The sequence below is a fragment of the Paraburkholderia sp. J41 genome, assembly GCF_905220235.1.
In the GTDB taxonomy this organism is placed as follows: Bacteria; Pseudomonadota; Gammaproteobacteria; order Burkholderiales; family Burkholderiaceae; genus Paraburkholderia.
Genome location: NZ_CAJMZE010000007.1, coordinates 83,545 through 98,052 on the forward strand (window position 1 = coordinate 83,545; position 14,508 = coordinate 98,052).

Annotated in this window: 9 protein-coding genes and 4 pseudogenes; 7 read left to right on the forward strand and 6 right to left on the reverse strand. The window is 61.6% G+C overall.

Going from position 1 to position 14,508, the window contains the following annotated elements:
- Positions 1–17 precede the first annotated feature (17 nt).
- On the forward strand, positions 18–1,151 hold the full coding sequence (locus U5805_RS09300; protein WP_322103182.1) for a porin: 1,134 nt from the start codon (positions 18–20) through the stop codon (positions 1,149–1,151).
- A 224-nt stretch (positions 1,152–1,375) separates the two neighbouring features.
- Here U5805_RS09300 and U5805_RS09305 read toward each other — a convergent pair whose 3' ends face one another.
- Positions 1,376–1,615, reverse strand: a complete 240-nt coding sequence (locus U5805_RS09305) for a hypothetical protein (RefSeq protein ID WP_322103183.1) — start codon at positions 1,613–1,615, stop codon at positions 1,376–1,378.
- Between the two features lie 485 nt (positions 1,616–2,100).
- Positions 2,101–3,301: pseudogene (locus U5805_RS09310) on the reverse strand (IS1182 family transposase); the annotation flags it as partial.
- A 98-nt stretch (positions 3,302–3,399) separates the two neighbouring features.
- On the opposite strand from U5805_RS09310, the gene U5805_RS09315 reads away from it, so the two are divergent.
- Positions 3,400–4,494 carry an IS5 family transposase gene (locus U5805_RS09315; RefSeq protein WP_322103184.1) on the forward strand — a complete coding sequence of 365 codons (1,095 nt, stop codon included), beginning with the start codon at positions 3,400–3,402 and terminating at the stop codon, positions 4,492–4,494.
- A 158-nt stretch (positions 4,495–4,652) separates the two neighbouring features.
- Here U5805_RS09315 and U5805_RS09320 read toward each other — a convergent pair.
- Both U5805_RS09320 and U5805_RS09325 read right to left on the reverse strand, forming a co-directional pair.
- Positions 4,653–4,901 (reverse strand): annotated as a pseudogene (locus U5805_RS09320) (transposase); the annotation flags it as partial.
- 131 nt (positions 4,902–5,032) lie between these two features.
- On the reverse strand, positions 5,033–5,989 hold the full coding sequence (locus tag U5805_RS09325; protein ID WP_322103185.1) for a LysR family transcriptional regulator: 957 nt from the start codon (positions 5,987–5,989) through the stop codon (positions 5,033–5,035).
- 130 nt (positions 5,990–6,119) lie between these two features.
- Between U5805_RS09325 and U5805_RS09330 the strand changes: the two are divergent.
- From U5805_RS09330 to U5805_RS09345, 4 genes and pseudogenes are all read left to right on the forward strand, one after another.
- Positions 6,120–7,040, forward strand: a pseudogene (locus U5805_RS09330) (alpha/beta hydrolase); the annotation flags it as partial.
- 81 nt (positions 7,041–7,121) lie between these two features.
- Entirely contained in the window at positions 7,122–8,057 is a 936-nt protein-coding gene (locus U5805_RS09335; RefSeq protein WP_322103186.1) for an alpha/beta hydrolase, read from the forward strand.
- Positions 8,057–8,695 carry an SDR family oxidoreductase gene (locus U5805_RS09340; RefSeq protein ID WP_322103187.1) on the forward strand — a complete coding sequence of 213 codons (639 nt, stop codon included), beginning with the start codon at positions 8,057–8,059 and terminating at the stop codon, positions 8,693–8,695. The genes U5805_RS09335 and U5805_RS09340 overlap by 1 nt, the downstream gene beginning before the upstream one ends.
- Before the next feature lie 393 nt (positions 8,696–9,088).
- Positions 9,089–9,534 (forward strand): annotated as a pseudogene (locus U5805_RS09345) (ISNCY family transposase); the annotation flags it as partial.
- A gap of 412 nt (positions 9,535–9,946) precedes the next feature.
- Here U5805_RS09345 and U5805_RS09350 read toward each other — a convergent pair.
- A complete protein-coding gene (locus U5805_RS09350) occupies positions 9,947–11,290 on the reverse strand; it encodes an MFS transporter (protein ID WP_322103188.1) in 1,344 nt (447 codons plus the stop codon).
- A 463-nt stretch (positions 11,291–11,753) separates the two neighbouring features.
- Here U5805_RS09350 and U5805_RS09355 point away from each other — a divergent pair, with 463 nt between their 5' ends.
- Positions 11,754–12,545 carry an IclR family transcriptional regulator gene (locus U5805_RS09355; protein ID WP_322103189.1) on the forward strand — a complete coding sequence of 264 codons (792 nt, stop codon included), beginning with the start codon at positions 11,754–11,756 and terminating at the stop codon, positions 12,543–12,545.
- A gap of 322 nt (positions 12,546–12,867) precedes the next feature.
- Here U5805_RS09355 and U5805_RS09360 read toward each other — a convergent pair whose 3' ends face one another.
- Positions 12,868–14,484 (reverse strand): methyl-accepting chemotaxis protein, encoded by a 1,617-nt coding sequence (locus U5805_RS09360; RefSeq protein ID WP_322103190.1) that lies wholly within the window; start codon positions 14,482–14,484, stop codon positions 12,868–12,870.
- Positions 14,485–14,508: the final 24 nt, after the last annotated feature.

A 14,508-nucleotide genomic window follows, 5' to 3' on the forward strand; every position in this document is an offset into this window, starting at 1 on the left:
GTCACGTCGGAGACACCATGAAAAAAATTTCCTTGGCCGCTGGTCTTGCGCTCGCAGCCGGCTTCGCGCACGCACAGAGTTCGGTCACGTTGTACGGCCTCGTAGACGCCGGCCTCGTCTACGTGAACAACCAGTCAGGCCACGCGAACGTCGAATCGGTCACCGGGCCAACGAACGGTAGCCGCGTCGGTCTGCGCGGCACGGAAGACCTCGGCGGCGGACTGAGCGCGATCTTCACGCTCGAAAACGGCTTCGACACCTCGAACGGCAAACTGCTGCAAGGCAACCGGCTGTTCGGTCGGCAAGCATTCGTCGGACTTGCCAGCAAGCGTTTGGGCACGCTGACGCTCGGGCGGCAGTACGACACGATGACGGAGATCATCGGCTCATTCGCGGCAACTTCGATGTGGGCGTGGCTCGGCACGCATCCGGGTGACTTCGACGATCTGAATTCGACGTTCCGGGTGAACAACGCCGTGAAATATCGCTCGCCCAACTTCGCAGGAGCGCAGTTCACCGGCCTTTTTGCGCCGGGCGGCGTAGCCGGCGATTTCGCGTCGAACCGTGTGTATGCGCTCGGATTGCGCTACGAACATGGCCCGCTAAGCGCGGCGCTTGCGTATGACTCGATCGACGATCCGTCGACCTCGGTGCTCGACAGCGCGCTCGCGCCAGGCGCCACCGGGTACGCGTCGCCGTCGAAAACGCCGGTGTTCGGCGGGTATGCGTCCGCCAAGGCCTGGAAAATCTTCGGCGCCGCGCTCGGTTACCGGATCGGCAATGCCACGCTCCACGCGGTGTACACCAACACGCGCTTCCAGGACATCTTGCGCACCGCCTCGACGCCGAACACCGGGACCGCCGTGTTCAACAGCTACGAAATTAACGGGCGCTACGCCATCACGCCTGTCCTCTTCGTCGGCGCATCTTACGACTACACGAAGGCAGACAAGGCGAAGTACCAACAGATCGACGTCGGCCCGAATTACGTGCTGTCGAAGCGCACCGACCTCGATCTCGTTGGCGTGTGGCAGCATGCCTCGGGCGTCGATTCGACCGGGCACGCCGCCGTGGCGGCGATCAGCACGCTCGGACAGTCGTCGACGCCCACTCAGGTCGCGGTGAAGTTGTCATTACGGCATCGATTCTGACGACCGACAAACTCGTCGATCCGTGCGCCGGTCGCCCGCTTCTTTAACGTGGCGACGCGTTGCACGAGGCGCGGCTCGTGCAACGACGCCTGATAGGCGCTGCGATCGACAGTCAAAGTTCATCGTCTCTGGCACGGGACAGCCGTCCGCACCGCGAAAACGAAAGTCGTTCGCCACCCTCACCCGCTGCCACTCCAGTCCCTTTGCCCGATGCACCGTGGAAATCACGAGTCTACCGGCTGGCCGGACGCGCTGTGCTGGGCGAGCGCTCTCAGATAGCCGGTTCCGAGTTCGTCGACGATCTTCACTATCGGCAGCAGATCCTGGCCGAACGGCGTGCGCGAGTACGCCTGCGCATCGGCCCAGTTCTCAAACAGGGAAAACGCGGCGGGCTTGAATGCGCGTTGCGCGGCCAGTAACGGCTCAGCGCCATCCGCAAAGGCGGTGATTTCGGCTGCGGTCATCCGGATTGCCGGGGGGGGCCAGCATCAAGTCCAGCCGCCAGTTGCTAGATCGCCGTCACGTTCTTAAATGAGCAAGCCTTTCTCGGCCTTCAGCGTGGCAATTTCGAGTTCCGTTGGGTCGATCGACATTGCGGTTCCTTCTGGGCAATGACGAATGCGCAATTCTCGCACGGGGCCGTAGACCGTAATAAAGTGACACCGTTGCGACGATAATTGAGTTACCACGCACTGGGCAATCCACTCGGTTCCAGCCGGATGGCGCCGACGAGCGGCCGCGGCAAACACCGCGGCCGGCTGCGAACTTCCGGTCTCGACCGAGGCTGTGTGGAAACGCGAAACACAGGTTTGACGTGCAAAAACTCTGATTCGACGACTATAGAGCCGCGTTGCGCTCTCGGAATCGATCGATCAACTGAGAGACGTTGGGTGGCTGCGCTACCTTAACGCAAGCCGTTTCCCGGCATATGTTGGAAGGCCTAGCTGCCTCACGCACCCACCAGCCGCATGGCCCTCATGGTTCGCGAGAATCCCAATATCGCCATCACGCGCTTGAGGTTATACGCCAGCACATGCAGGCTCATCTCAGTACTGACATTGGATAGCCTGCGCGTCAGGAAGTGCGTATAGCCCATCCAGTGCTTGAACGTTCCGAAGACATGTTCAACGGTTCGCCTGCGCACCAGGCATCGCATCCGGCATCCTGTCCAGTCTCTTCTGCGCAGCTTCCAGTACGGACTCATGTTCCCATCGCGTGATTCGTCGATAGTCACTCGGAGTACATTGTGATTTGATTTCACAACGAGGACAGGCACTGCTCCAATAACGATGCAGCTGCATGCCATGCTCTTCGCGGGCGAAGCGGTGAATCGCGCGCTGCCCAGCTGGACAGAGGTATTCGTCATCCCGGGCAATGTAGATGAAGTCCGCTCTGTCGAAGCGGCCATGGGCTTTGGCGCCTGATGTCAGGTTCTTCGGCAGAATGGCGGCAATACCTGCATCTGCACAAGCTTTTATCTGTGGCCCGCTGTAGTACCCACGGTCGGCGATCACCTTCAATCTTCTCTTGCGCATGGAATCACGAGCAGCTTGCGCCATCGGACTGAGTTGCGCCCGGTCGTGGCCTGAGTTCGTTACCTCATGGGCAACGATGAGGTGGTGCCTGGCCTCTATGGCCACCTGCACGTTGTAGCCCACCATGCCCGAGCCCCTGCCGCTCGTCGCCATGGAGCGCGCATCAGGGTCGGTCAGCGAGAGCTGGCCATCCGGTTGCGTCTTGAGTTCTTCTTTTATCTGTTCGAGGCGATGCATTTGATCGCGCAATTGACCGATCCTCTCCTGCAGCCGCGCGGTCTTCGCTTCAAGCTCGGGTGGCCGCGTCCGGTCAGCCGTCTCCAATGCACTCAGGTAGCGCTGGATGCTCTCTTCAATCTGTTGCTGCCGCTTGCCGATCTTGCCCGTCGTGAAGTTACGGTCGCGAGTGTTCGATGCCTTGAACTTGCTTCCATCAATAGCAACAAGTGCCTGTGAGAACCGCTTCAGATCACGGCACAGCACAACAAACCGGCGACAGACATTGCGGATGCCGGCGCCGTTGTCTCGCCGAAAGTCGGCTATCGTTTTGAAGTCCGGCACCAGTCGGCCTGTGAGCCACATCAGCTCAACATTGCGCCGACATTCGCGCTCTAGCAGGCTGTTGATCTTTGTAACGGTGTAAACGGGCGCTGAGGGCAATACGTTAGAGATATCGTGTTCATGATCTTGGGTGGACGAGTGCGATGCGCGGAATGGACGAGATGCAGGAACCGCTGTTCACGACGGTAAAGCTGGAGGATTTCGTGCCGGCCGATCATCCATTGCGGCCGGTGCGGTTGCTGGTCAATCAGGCGCTGAAGCGGCTCAACGGATTGTTCAGCGTGATCTATGCGGACAGCGGTCGCGCGTCGATCGCGCCGGAGAAACTGCTGCGAGCCTTGCTTCTGCAGGTGTTTTATTCGGTGCGCAGCGAGCGCATGCTGATGGAGCAGATGCGCTACAACCTGCTGTTTCGCTGGTTCGTCGGGCTGGCCATCGAGGACGCCGTATGGGACCACTCGGTATTCTCGAAGAACCGTGACCGGTTGCTGGAACACGAAGTGGTTGAAACGTTCTTTACGGAGGTCATGAGCCTGGCCGACCGGCAGGGCCTGCTCTCGCGCGAGCACTTCTCGGTCGATGGCACGCTGATTCAGGCGTGGGCCAGCCACAAGAGCTTCCGGCCGAAGGACGGCCCGCACGATCCACCGGCCGGCGGCGGACGCAATGCCGACACTGACTGGAAGGGATGGCGCCGCAGCAACGACACGCACGAATCGGGTACCGATCCCGATGCCAGGCTGTTCAAGAAGAGCAGCGGTTCCCCGGCCATCCTGTGCTACCACGGGCACGTGCTGATGGAGAACCGCTCGGGTCTAGTGGTCGGTGCCGTCGTCAGCCATGCCGATGGTTTCGCTGAACGCGCGAGTGCGTTGCGTCTGCTCGATTGCGTTCCGGGGCGTCATGCCAAAACGCTCGGGGCCGACAAAGCGTATGACACGCGTGACTTCGTTCGCGATTGCCGGGTACGCAAAGTGACGCCTCACGTTGCGCGTCATGATGAGCGCTGGGGCGGCAGTGCCATTGATGGACGAACCTCGCGGCACGCCGGTTACGGCATCAGCCAAATCAAGCGCAAACGCATCGAAGAGCATTTTGGTTGGGGCAAGACCGTCGGAAAGATTCGGCAGACCGTGTATCGCGGTATCAAACGGGGGGACCAGCACTTTAAACTGACGATGCTGGCCAGCAACCTGACTCGAATGGCTCGAATAATGGCGGCGGTTCCTGCGGGAGCAGCACGATGAGCCATGCAAATGCGGCGCTCGCATGGCCGCATGCCAGTTGCTCCGTTCGCCAGCCGGGTACCCGCGACCATTCGTCTGGAAATCAGCGACCGATTGCATGCGCGATCCTTTTAAACAGTGCTTTGGCCGTTAAGACTCGGCGCTTTTCAACAGCCTGCTAGGCGACGACTCGATTGAATGCGGTTGAGGTAGCCGTAGATGTATATTTTCAACAGCACTGCCGGATGGTAGGAGGGGCGACCTGTAGTCGATGGTGTGACGCCTTCGAAACCCATCGATTCCAGTTCCAGCTCTTCGACGAACGCCTCGATGATCCTCACCGGGTTATCCTCGGCAACGAAATCATCCAGACATTCTGGCAACAACGTTATCTGATTGCGGTCTTCGCCTTCAATGAATCGCTTCATGAATCCCCCGACCCGAACGCGTTGATTCAGTTTAGGCGATCAATGCGTTTTCACACAGCCTCGACCCGAAGCGGGCACTCAAGCCGATCTACCGAACGTCGGCTTGCCCTTGGCATGCGGTCGTCGCATCCTCATCGCTGCGCAGCCTTTCCATGGGTGGATCGCCCTTGACCCGTCACCAGCCGATCGCGCTTTTCGACAAGAAAGTCCATGAAAGCCCGGACCCTGGACGGCATTCGCTCGCGTGAAGGAACGTAGAGATAGAACCCCGCGAATGGCCTGCACCATTCGCGCAGCACGCGGATCAGCGATCCATCGGACAGATGCCGGCGCACGGCGATATCGACATGCTGAACCAGACCGGCCCCCTGCAGCGCCGCACGGGTCATGCTGTCGTCGTCGTTGGTCACCAGCGTTCCCTGTGGCTCGACCACGAATGCGTGACCATCGGCCCCAGGCGCAGTAAATTCCCATCGAAAAATCGCGCCGCTGCTGGTATGCCGATACGACACGCAATCGTGCCGCTCAAGATCCGCGGGTGTCTGCGGCATCCCGTGCCGCTCGAAATACCCGGGTGAAGCGACAACCGCCATTTCGAGCATGGGCGAGATCGGTACGGCGACCACATGCGATGCCAGGCTTTCGCCCATGCGAATGCCCGCATCACATCCGTCCGCGATGATATTGGAGAAACCGTCGTTCATCACGAGTTCGAGCTTGAGCTGTGGAAAGCGCGTGAAGAACTCGGCAAGGTGCGGTTCGACAAGTGTTCTGGCCGCTATCCGGGAGGTGTTCACGCGCAGCAGACCCGACGGCGTGGCGCTCTCCGCGCCAAGTCCCCGCACCGCCTGCTCAATGGCACCTAGCGCAGGCCGCAGCTGATCAAACAACCTCTGACCTTCCTCCGTCAGCGACATTTCGCGCGTCGTCCGATAAATCAACCGCACATTCAACTGCGCTTCGAGCGCCTTGAGATTCTGCGACAGCGCCGCGCGCGACACGCCCATCTCGGCGGCGGCCTTGGTAAAGCTGCCGTGCTGCGCGATATGAGCGAACCAGGCCAAGGCAGGGAGTTTTGACGGTTCCATGCGTTTTATTGTAAATCACGACTTACCAGTGATGTCTGGATTGTGGCCTTCCTGTGAACCATTGCGTTTCCTATGATGCAGTTCATGGCGAGCACACGCGAATCGCCGCTCGGCCGCCCACCCTGGAGAACAGATCATGAAAGTCAGCCTCAAAAGCCGGAACGGTCAGGACATCACCATTGCAGCAGTGATTCACTTCCCCGAAGGTTTCAACGAAAACACGAAGCATCCTGCCGTTGTCGTGGCCCATCCAGGCGGTGGCGTAAAGGAACAGGCCGCGGGTCTGTATGCGAGCAAGCTTGCCCGGCAAGGCCTTGTGGCGATTGCCTTCGACGCCTCGTATCAGGGCGAAAGCACCGGCGAGCCGCGCCAGCTCGAAAACCCGTATATCCGCACCGAGGATGTCAGCGCGGTGATCGACTATCTGACGACGCTGCCCTACGTCGACGCCGACCGTATCGGCGCGATGGGCATCTGCGCGGGGGGAGGTTATGCCGCGAACGCGGCCATCAACGATCGTCGCATCAAGGCAGTCGGCACCGTCAGCGCGGTCAATATCGGTTCGATGTTCCGCAATGGCTGGGACAACAGTATCAAGTCGCCCGATGCAATCCCGGTACTGCAAGCCGGCTCGCAGGCCCGTACCGCTGAAGCTGGCGGTGCGGACACTGTCACGATCCCGCTTGCGCCACTGCGCAAGGAAGATGCGCCGAACGAGGAACTCGCACAAGCCTGGGAGTACTACCACACGCCGCGCGCCGAACATCCGAATGCGCCGGGCTTTGCGACCGCCCGCAGCCTGAACCAGATCATCACGTATGACGCCTTTAACATGGCCGAATCGTTCCTGACGCAACCGCTGCAAGTCGTGGCGGGCGACGAGGCCGGCAGCAAGTGGATGAGCGACGACCTGTTCAGGCGCGCCGCCAGCGAGGACAAGCATTTCCACGTGGTAGCGGGCTCCAACCACATGAAGCTGTATGACGTGCCGCAGTATGTAGACGAAGCGGTTTCCGTACTCGCACCGTTCTTCCAGCGCACGCTGAAGTAAGCATGCAGGGGCGCATCCGGCCACTCCCTTGAGTGGCTGCGGCTTCGTCCAGCCCGACATCCACAGGAAAGGCCATTCAACATGACTCCCACAATCATTCAGCACGTCACCTACCCGAACCTTGGCTGGGACACTGCCGCCGATCTCTATCTGCCGCCCGACTTCAACGCGGCGAAGCGGCATCCGGCCATTGTCAGCACCCATCCCATCGGTAGCTGCAAGGAACAGACCGCCGGGAATATCTACGCGAAAGGGCTCGCAGAGAAAGGCTTCGTCGTGCTCGTGCACGATGCGAGCTTCCAGGGCGCGAGTGGCGGTAAGCCGCGTTTTATCGAAGATCCGTCGATTCGCGTCTCGGATATCCGCTTCGCCGTGGATTATCTGCAGTCGCTGCCTTATGTCGATGAAAACCGTATCGGCGCCATCGGCGTGTGCGGCGGCGGAGCCTATACCATCCATGCCGGCATTACCGACCACCGCCTCAGGGCGCTGGTATCCGTCACCGGCGTGAATTACGGCCGCCTCATCCGCGAAGGCTTCGCGCAGTTCAAACCGCTGGAATTCAGCGAAAGCATGGCTGGCATGCGCACGGCGGAAGCACTCGGCGGCTCGCGCCATGTCGTCGATTTACTGCCTGCGTCAGTAGAGGCCGGCAATCAGGCCGGCATCACCGATATCGACGTGCTCGAAGCCACCGACTACTACAAGACCGCTCGCGGCCGGCAGCCCAATGGCGCCACCCGTCAGCTGATGTCGTTCAGCAGTGCCGCGATGGGCTGGGACGCATTCCTGAACGCGGAAGTTCTGCTGACCCAGCCGTTGATGGTGGTCATCGGCGACAAGGCGGGTGGTTTTGGCGCTTTCCGCGATGGCTGGGAGATCTACGGCCGCGCGGCTTCGAAGGACAAGCACATCGTGGTGGCCGAAGGCTGGTCGCATTACGACCTGTATGACAAGCCGGAACCGGTGGCCATTGCCATGACCCGGATCGTGCCGTTCTTCAGGGAAAACCTGTGATGAAGCACATCCTCATTCTGGGCGCTGGCGGCCAGATTGCGCGATGGGTGGTTCGGGCGCTGGCCGACTGCCATGACACTTCATTGACGCTGCTGGTGCGTAACCCCAGTCGCCTGACGGGCAGGGAGCCCTCAAACGCCCGGGTCGTGATCGGCGACGTGCTGGACAGGAAACTGCTCAGGCAGGCGATGGCGAGGCAGGATGTCGTCTACGCCAATCTCACCGGCGAAGATCTCGACAGGCAGGCCGAAAGCATCATCGCCGCCATGCAGGCCACGGGCGTGAAGCGACTGGTGTTTGTCCTCTCGCTGGGCATCTACGACGAGGTGCCTGGCAAGTTCGGAGAGTGGAACAACGCTACGATCGGCGAAGATTTGAAGCCTTTCCGTCGGGCTGCGGACGCCATTGAGGTGTCCGGGCTGGACTATACGATTCTTCGCCCCGCCTGGCTGACGGATGAGGATGAGGTCGACTACGAAACCACGCTCCGAGACCGGTCGTTCGCTGGCACGGTCGTTTCGCGCAAAAGTGTGGCCGACCTGATCGTCAAGATCATTGAGGCGCCGCAGCTACACGTGCACGGGAATATCGGCGTGAACAAGCCAGATACCGATGGCGACAAACCGTACTTCATGTAAGGCACTGCAAATCGGGATCGGTCCGTGACGAGAGTCTGCCGAACGACAGCCGATGTATTCCCCGTCGCCCGACGGTTATCTCGCCAGTTCCGGTCATTCGCCCTTCGTGGGCGAACTGACCGGAGCTGGCCGCACGCAGACACGTATTGCAACATCACGTCGGCGAGTAGTCACGGGCGACCGGCCCGATTCGACCCGGAGCGCCGGAGATCTGTGAGCGCTGGTCCAATAAGATTTAACATAAATAAATATGGAAATTTTAAACTGTAGGAGCAAAATAGTAATGTCGTAGTTGGGCAAAGCACAGATGTCGTACCCAGGCACGAGATGCATGGTGGCGCGGTTTTCACGGACTGCGTGGAGTCGCCGATGACCTGCACTGGGATGATCACGATGACCAATGCCTTGACGGTGCAGTACGACCGCGTGATGTACCTGCCGGACGACACGCCCCAGGACCGCAAGCTCGTTCACCGTTACATCGACGTGTGGGAGTACCGGACGGACGCATCGAGATCCGTGCTGACGGGCAACCGCTGCCGTACCGCGAGTATGACCGGCTGACCGAGGTGGACCAGGGTGCGGTGATCGAGCACAAGCGTCTTGCCCACGCGCTCGCGGTGGCGCAGGCCCTGCAGGCGCAGCGCGATGACCGGCGGGCGTCGGGCTCGCCTTCGCGCACGAACCGCGGCGTCGAGGTACGCCGGGCTGAACGGGTGCCGGGCACGAAGAAGACGCGCGTGTACACGCAGGCGGACATGGAAGCGATGGTCGTGAAGCTGGCGCAGGCGGCAAAGCCAGATTCAAAACCTGGCCAGCGGTCTGCCAGGGCCCGCTGAATGAAGGTCAGCGCCCTGCTGCTTCAACCGCTGACCTTCAACAATGAGTGAACACAGAAACAGAGAAAGATGCGACATCTGTAAATGACTGGCCGTACGACATCTCTATCTGGCCATGACATAAACACTGATTCGTCCTCCATTTGTGCAGTCAACCGACGGCGAACAAATGCACGCCCGGCAATGCCGCTGGAAAGTTGTCTCCCCGCCACAGCCCCCTTCCGCTTCGCGCAGTGCGTCACGCATCGGGTTAATCCACCGGTTGCGTTGACCGTCCCGCGCGCACGACACTCGCTGCCAATGCGTTCGACGACCTGTCGCCGCCGAAGCGGCGCAGCAGTGTGGCCGGTCGATACGGCGCACCACCGAACGGGATACTCGCCGGTAACGATCCACGCAAGCGCGGACTCCATCACAGCAACCGCAGCAGGCTGATCCCCGAACCTGTCGCCGCGATACCGCCTGCGAGTATCAGCGCCTTGAAGGGTGCGTGGTCGATGCCCTTGCCAAGCATCACGGTCGCAACAGCAGCGCCTAGCGTCATGCCGCCCAGTCTTGCCAAACTCATCATGGCAGACGCCGCGCCGCTGCGCTCACGCGGCCCGCTCGTCATCACCAGCTTGTTGTTCGGCGTCTGATACAGGCCGAAACCTATGCCGCAAATGGCGAGCCGCCACGCGATCGACAGATTGCCCGCAGATGTGGACAGCGCGGCCGTTTCCCATAGCCCGCCTGCGAGCAGTGCCAGACCGATACCACACAGGACGCTGGCGCGATAACGTTCGGCCAGCCGCGCGGCCAGGGGCGCGACAAACACGATCACAAGCGGCCACGGCGTCATCAGCATGCCGCTCACCCGGATGCTGCGACCGAACGTCTGTTCGAACATGAAGGGCAGCGACACCAATGCCGTCGCCTGCGCAGCGTACGCGCAGATCGACGTGAGCAACGACATCGAAAACAACGGGATGGCCAGCAGATCATTGGGCAGAATCGGGTGCTCGCGATGGCGCTGGTGCCAGACGAAAAATGCGGTCGACACGACGCCCGCCGCAATCATCAAGCCGGCATGGCTGCCGGCCGTGTTCAGGCCGGCTACGCCGATAATCGAGAGCGCGAGCGCGATGCCGCCCATTATTGCGCCGATCGCATCGAAGGATCGTTTCGCACCGCGTGTGGGCGGCAGGGAGAATCCGGCGCTCGCAAACACGACTGCGCTAATGGGCACGTTGACCCAAAAGAGCCACGGCCAGCTCGATGCGTGCAGGATGAAAGCGGCGATACTCGGACCAGTGGAAGCCGACAACGCGACAGTGAGGGCGAGCCAGCCGAGCGCACGCCCGCTCATGGACTGAGGGACGACGATACGTATGAGCGCCGGGCCGACTGTAGCGAGACACGCTCCGCCGATACCCTGGAACGCGCGCGCCGCGATGAGTGCGCCGATAGAGGGCGACACGGCACAGGCAATCGACCCGATGACGAACAGCGCCACGCCGCCCAGATGGATTCGCCTGTAACCCCACCGCTCGCCCAACGCCGCAAGCGGCAGGATGAAAACGCCCATCGCTAGCTGATAGCCATTGACGACCCAGACCGCTGTGTCCGGGGCGCTGTGCAGGTCGAGGGAAATCGCCGGAATCGCAACGTTCGCGATAGCCGCATCGAGATTGCTCATGAAAGTGCCGAGCAAGATTGCGAACATCGCACAACCCAGCTTGATGCCGGTCTGCTCGCCGTCTTTCGCTTGCTGCATGGACGGACGCCCTGCTGCGTTCTGCATCAAACTCTCCCCCGCTGTTCTATTCGCGCAATAAACGATGCACCAGCCGATACGGCGGACGCCTCGCGGATGTTCAGGTTTAACCGGCTCGCCCTTTCCAGTTCGTCTCGACGAAGATGGATTCCTAAGCGTGGACTTCACAGCATCGGCGCAAATGATGCAGATCAAATTGGCTCCGACGGCTTGAGGTAGACTTTCCTGACGGGATAAATCGTCGAAGTTATCCCGTGACAATTATACGTATTATGGGATTTTAGTAAATCGTGACGGGATAGTTCGGGCAGCGCGCCGTGCATCGCCTCGAATCATCCATGAAGCCCTTACGGCCCTGTCACGCTCTGTACCGCGTCCGCCCAGCGCCACTTATCACATAGCGCGACGCGGCTTGTTTATCGGAATATAGGATTCGATGATTGCACACGTAAGCAAGAACGCAGTGCCGAACAGCGACGCAGAAAGCGACCCCGCGCGAGGCACTTCTTCCAGCAGCCTTGAGCGGTTGATCTCCGTGCTCGACGTGCTCGAGGAAAGTCCGGCCGGCCTCACGTTCGACCAAATGCTGGAAGTCCTGCAACTCACCCGCTCCACGCTATATCGGTACGTGAAGATTCTTTCGGAGGCGGGCCTGATTACATCGCTTCCCGACCTCGGCTATACGCTTGGCCCGCGCGTAGCGGAACTGGACTACAAGATGCGCGCGCAGGACCCGCTCATCCACGCTGCCAGGCCGGTTATGACCGAGTTGTCGCGCTCTGTCGGCGGCGTGGCATTGCTGTGCCGGCGCTATCGCGACAAGGTGCTGTGCGTTCACCAGGAAGGCTTCAGCGAGACGTTTCGCAGCGCCTATGAGCGTGGCCGCGACTGGCCGCTATTCAAAGGTGCGGCGTCGCGCATCATCCTTGCGCAATTGCACGCGCGCGTCGTGAGCCGGCTGTACCGCGAGCGGACGCAGGAGTTCGCGGCAAGCGGACTGGGCAGGACGCTGGACGCGGTGAAGGCGTCGCTGGCACAGATTCGGCACGCCGGATGGTGTGCATTGGAGAGTGAAGTGACTAGCGGCGTGACCGGCATTGCCGCGGCAGTGTTCGATACGCAAAGCCTGGTCGTGGGCAGCCTGAGCATCACGGTCGGCAAGACCGCGATGAAAGACGAGGAAGTCCGGCGTATCGCGGAACGCGTAAAGTTCTGCGCCAGCATCGTATCGAACGCAATTTCGGCGCGCAAATGAGCACGGGGCGCGCTCGGCCCGCTTTTCCATTCGGCTCGTCGCGACTGCCACAGCGGGTTTTCGAGCGACGGCCCCGCCTTTGCAACTCGATCATGCATACGTAGCCGAGCACAGCAGCGAGCGCCGCAGATTCGCGAAGTTCACGAGCCCTGGCAGCAACGTAATCGGCAAGTCGTCGCGGCGGAACAGCGGTTTCAAACCCGCTTCCGGCATCACGCCCTCCGGCGTTTTCGAGTTGGGCTTGCGCGATGTCGAAGCGCGGGCGAGCCGCGGCCCGAGCGGTTTGCGCCGCCCATTCGGGGAACCGGTATCGGCCACTTGCCTACAACTGGAACACGCTGACGGCGCGCGCAAGGCCCGTTGCCTGGTCCTGCATCGACTGCGCCGCCGCCGACGCCTGCTCGACGAGCGCCGCATTCTGCTGTGTGACCTCGTCCATCTGGTTCATGGCGACGCTGACGTGCTCGATCCCGCGGCTCTGCTCGCTCGAAGCGGCCGCGATCTCGCCCATGATGTCGGTGACGCGCGCCACGGCATGCGTGACTTCGGACATCGTGCGTCCCGCCTCGCCGGCCAGTTCCGAGCCGTCATCGACTTTCTTGACCGATGAGCCGATCAGTTCGCTGACCTCCTTTGCCGCCGCCGATGCGCGTTGCGCGAGGCTGCGCACTTCGCTGGCCACCACCGCGAAACCCCGGCCCTGCGCGCCCGCGCGCGCCGCTTCGACGGCCGCGTTCAACGCCAGGATGTTGGTCTGGAACGCGATGCCTTCGATCATGCCGGTGATTTCGGCGACCTTCCTGGAACTCGCGTTGATCTCGTTCATCGTGCTGACGACCTGCTCCACGACCGCCCGGCCCTTCTGCGATACCGCCGACGCATTGCGGGCCAGCATGCTGGCCTGCTGGGCATTTTCGGTGTTCTGCCTGACCACGGATGTCAACTGCTCCATCGCGGAAACCGTCTCGCCGAGCGACGCGGCCTGTTCTTCGGTGCGCGCGGAGAGATCGAGGTTGCCCGCCGCGATCTCGCGCGAGCCTGTCGCGATGCTCTCGCCCGAGGACCGCACTTCGCCAATCAGTTGCACGAGACTGCCCTGCATCTGTGCCATCGAGGCCAGCACACTGCCGGGCGGCGCGCCTGCCGCATCGACAGGTTGCAGGTCGCCCTTCGCAACCCGCTGCGCGATGCGCCCGAGCAGCGCCGGTTCCGTGCCGAGCGCGCGCGTAATACCGCGCGTGAGCCCCGTGCCGACAAGCATGGCAACGAGCACCGCCGCGAGACACACACCGCCGAGCAGCATGCGCTGCCTGTCATAGTTGTCGCTGTTCTGTGCCATCAGCGCCTTGGCGCGCGCGAGACTCGCATTGCTAAAGGCCGCCGCGCCGCCACTCACATTTTTCACCGCGGGTCGTACGCGCTGCGCCAACAGCGCAACGACATCGTCGTGCCGGTTATCGGCCGCGGCCTTGAGCACGTCCGCCATCGCGGCGTGATAGGCCTCTTCCGACCTGGCCATCGTGGCGAAATCGGCACGCTCGCGTGGAGTGGAATCGGCCGCGTCTGCCGTAATGAGCCGAAGCTGCCGGAGCGCTTGCGCAACGTCCTTATCGGCGGCGGCGAGGCCCGTCTTGGCCGCCTCGACGGCGTCCGGCGCGGTGGCGCGGCCGAGATCGCCCATCGCGTTGAGGCGCCCGTGCGCCGCGATCCGCACCTGCTCGGCAACCCACGCGCGCGCATCGACGCCGTTCACAAAGCTCGTCAGGCTGTTGTTGGCGTTGCTCAGGGAGATCAGCCCTAGCGCCGACACAAGCAACACAATAGCCACAAGAAGTCCGAACGTGGCTGCCAGTTTGGCACGCACGGTCATCCGGCTGGTAAGCATCGTGGACTCCCAGAGGTTCGTCCAGGCGAGGGCCGGCAGAACGAAGATGCGCATGGAGGCATCAGGTCGGCCGGCTCC

Bases quoted from the DNA above. Each gene is read 5' to 3' on its own strand.
- U5805_RS09300 (WP_322103182.1), top strand. From the start codon at position 18: ATGAAAAAAATTTCCTTGGCCGCTGGTCTTGCGCTCGCAGCCGGCTTC.
- U5805_RS09305 (WP_322103183.1), bottom strand. From the start codon at position 1,615: ATGACCGCAGCCGAAATCACCGCCTTTGCGGATGGCGCTGAGCCGTTA.
- U5805_RS09340 (WP_322103187.1), top strand. From the start codon at position 8,057: ATGAAGCACATCCTCATTCTGGGCGCTGGCGGCCAGATTGCGCGATGG.
- U5805_RS09350 (WP_322103188.1), bottom strand. From the start codon at position 11,290: ATGCAGCAAGCGAAAGACGGCGAGCAGACCGGCATCAAGCTGGGTTGT.
- U5805_RS09335 (WP_322103186.1), top strand. From the start codon at position 7,122: ATGACTCCCACAATCATTCAGCACGTCACCTACCCGAACCTTGGCTGG.
- U5805_RS09325 (WP_322103185.1), bottom strand. From the start codon at position 5,989: ATGGAACCGTCAAAACTCCCTGCCTTGGCCTGGTTCGCTCATATCGCG.
- U5805_RS09360 (WP_322103190.1), bottom strand. From the start codon at position 14,484: ATGCGCATCTTCGTTCTGCCGGCCCTCGCCTGGACGAACCTCTGGGAG.
- U5805_RS09315 (WP_322103184.1), top strand. From the start codon at position 3,400: ATGGACGAGATGCAGGAACCGCTGTTCACGACGGTAAAGCTGGAGGAT.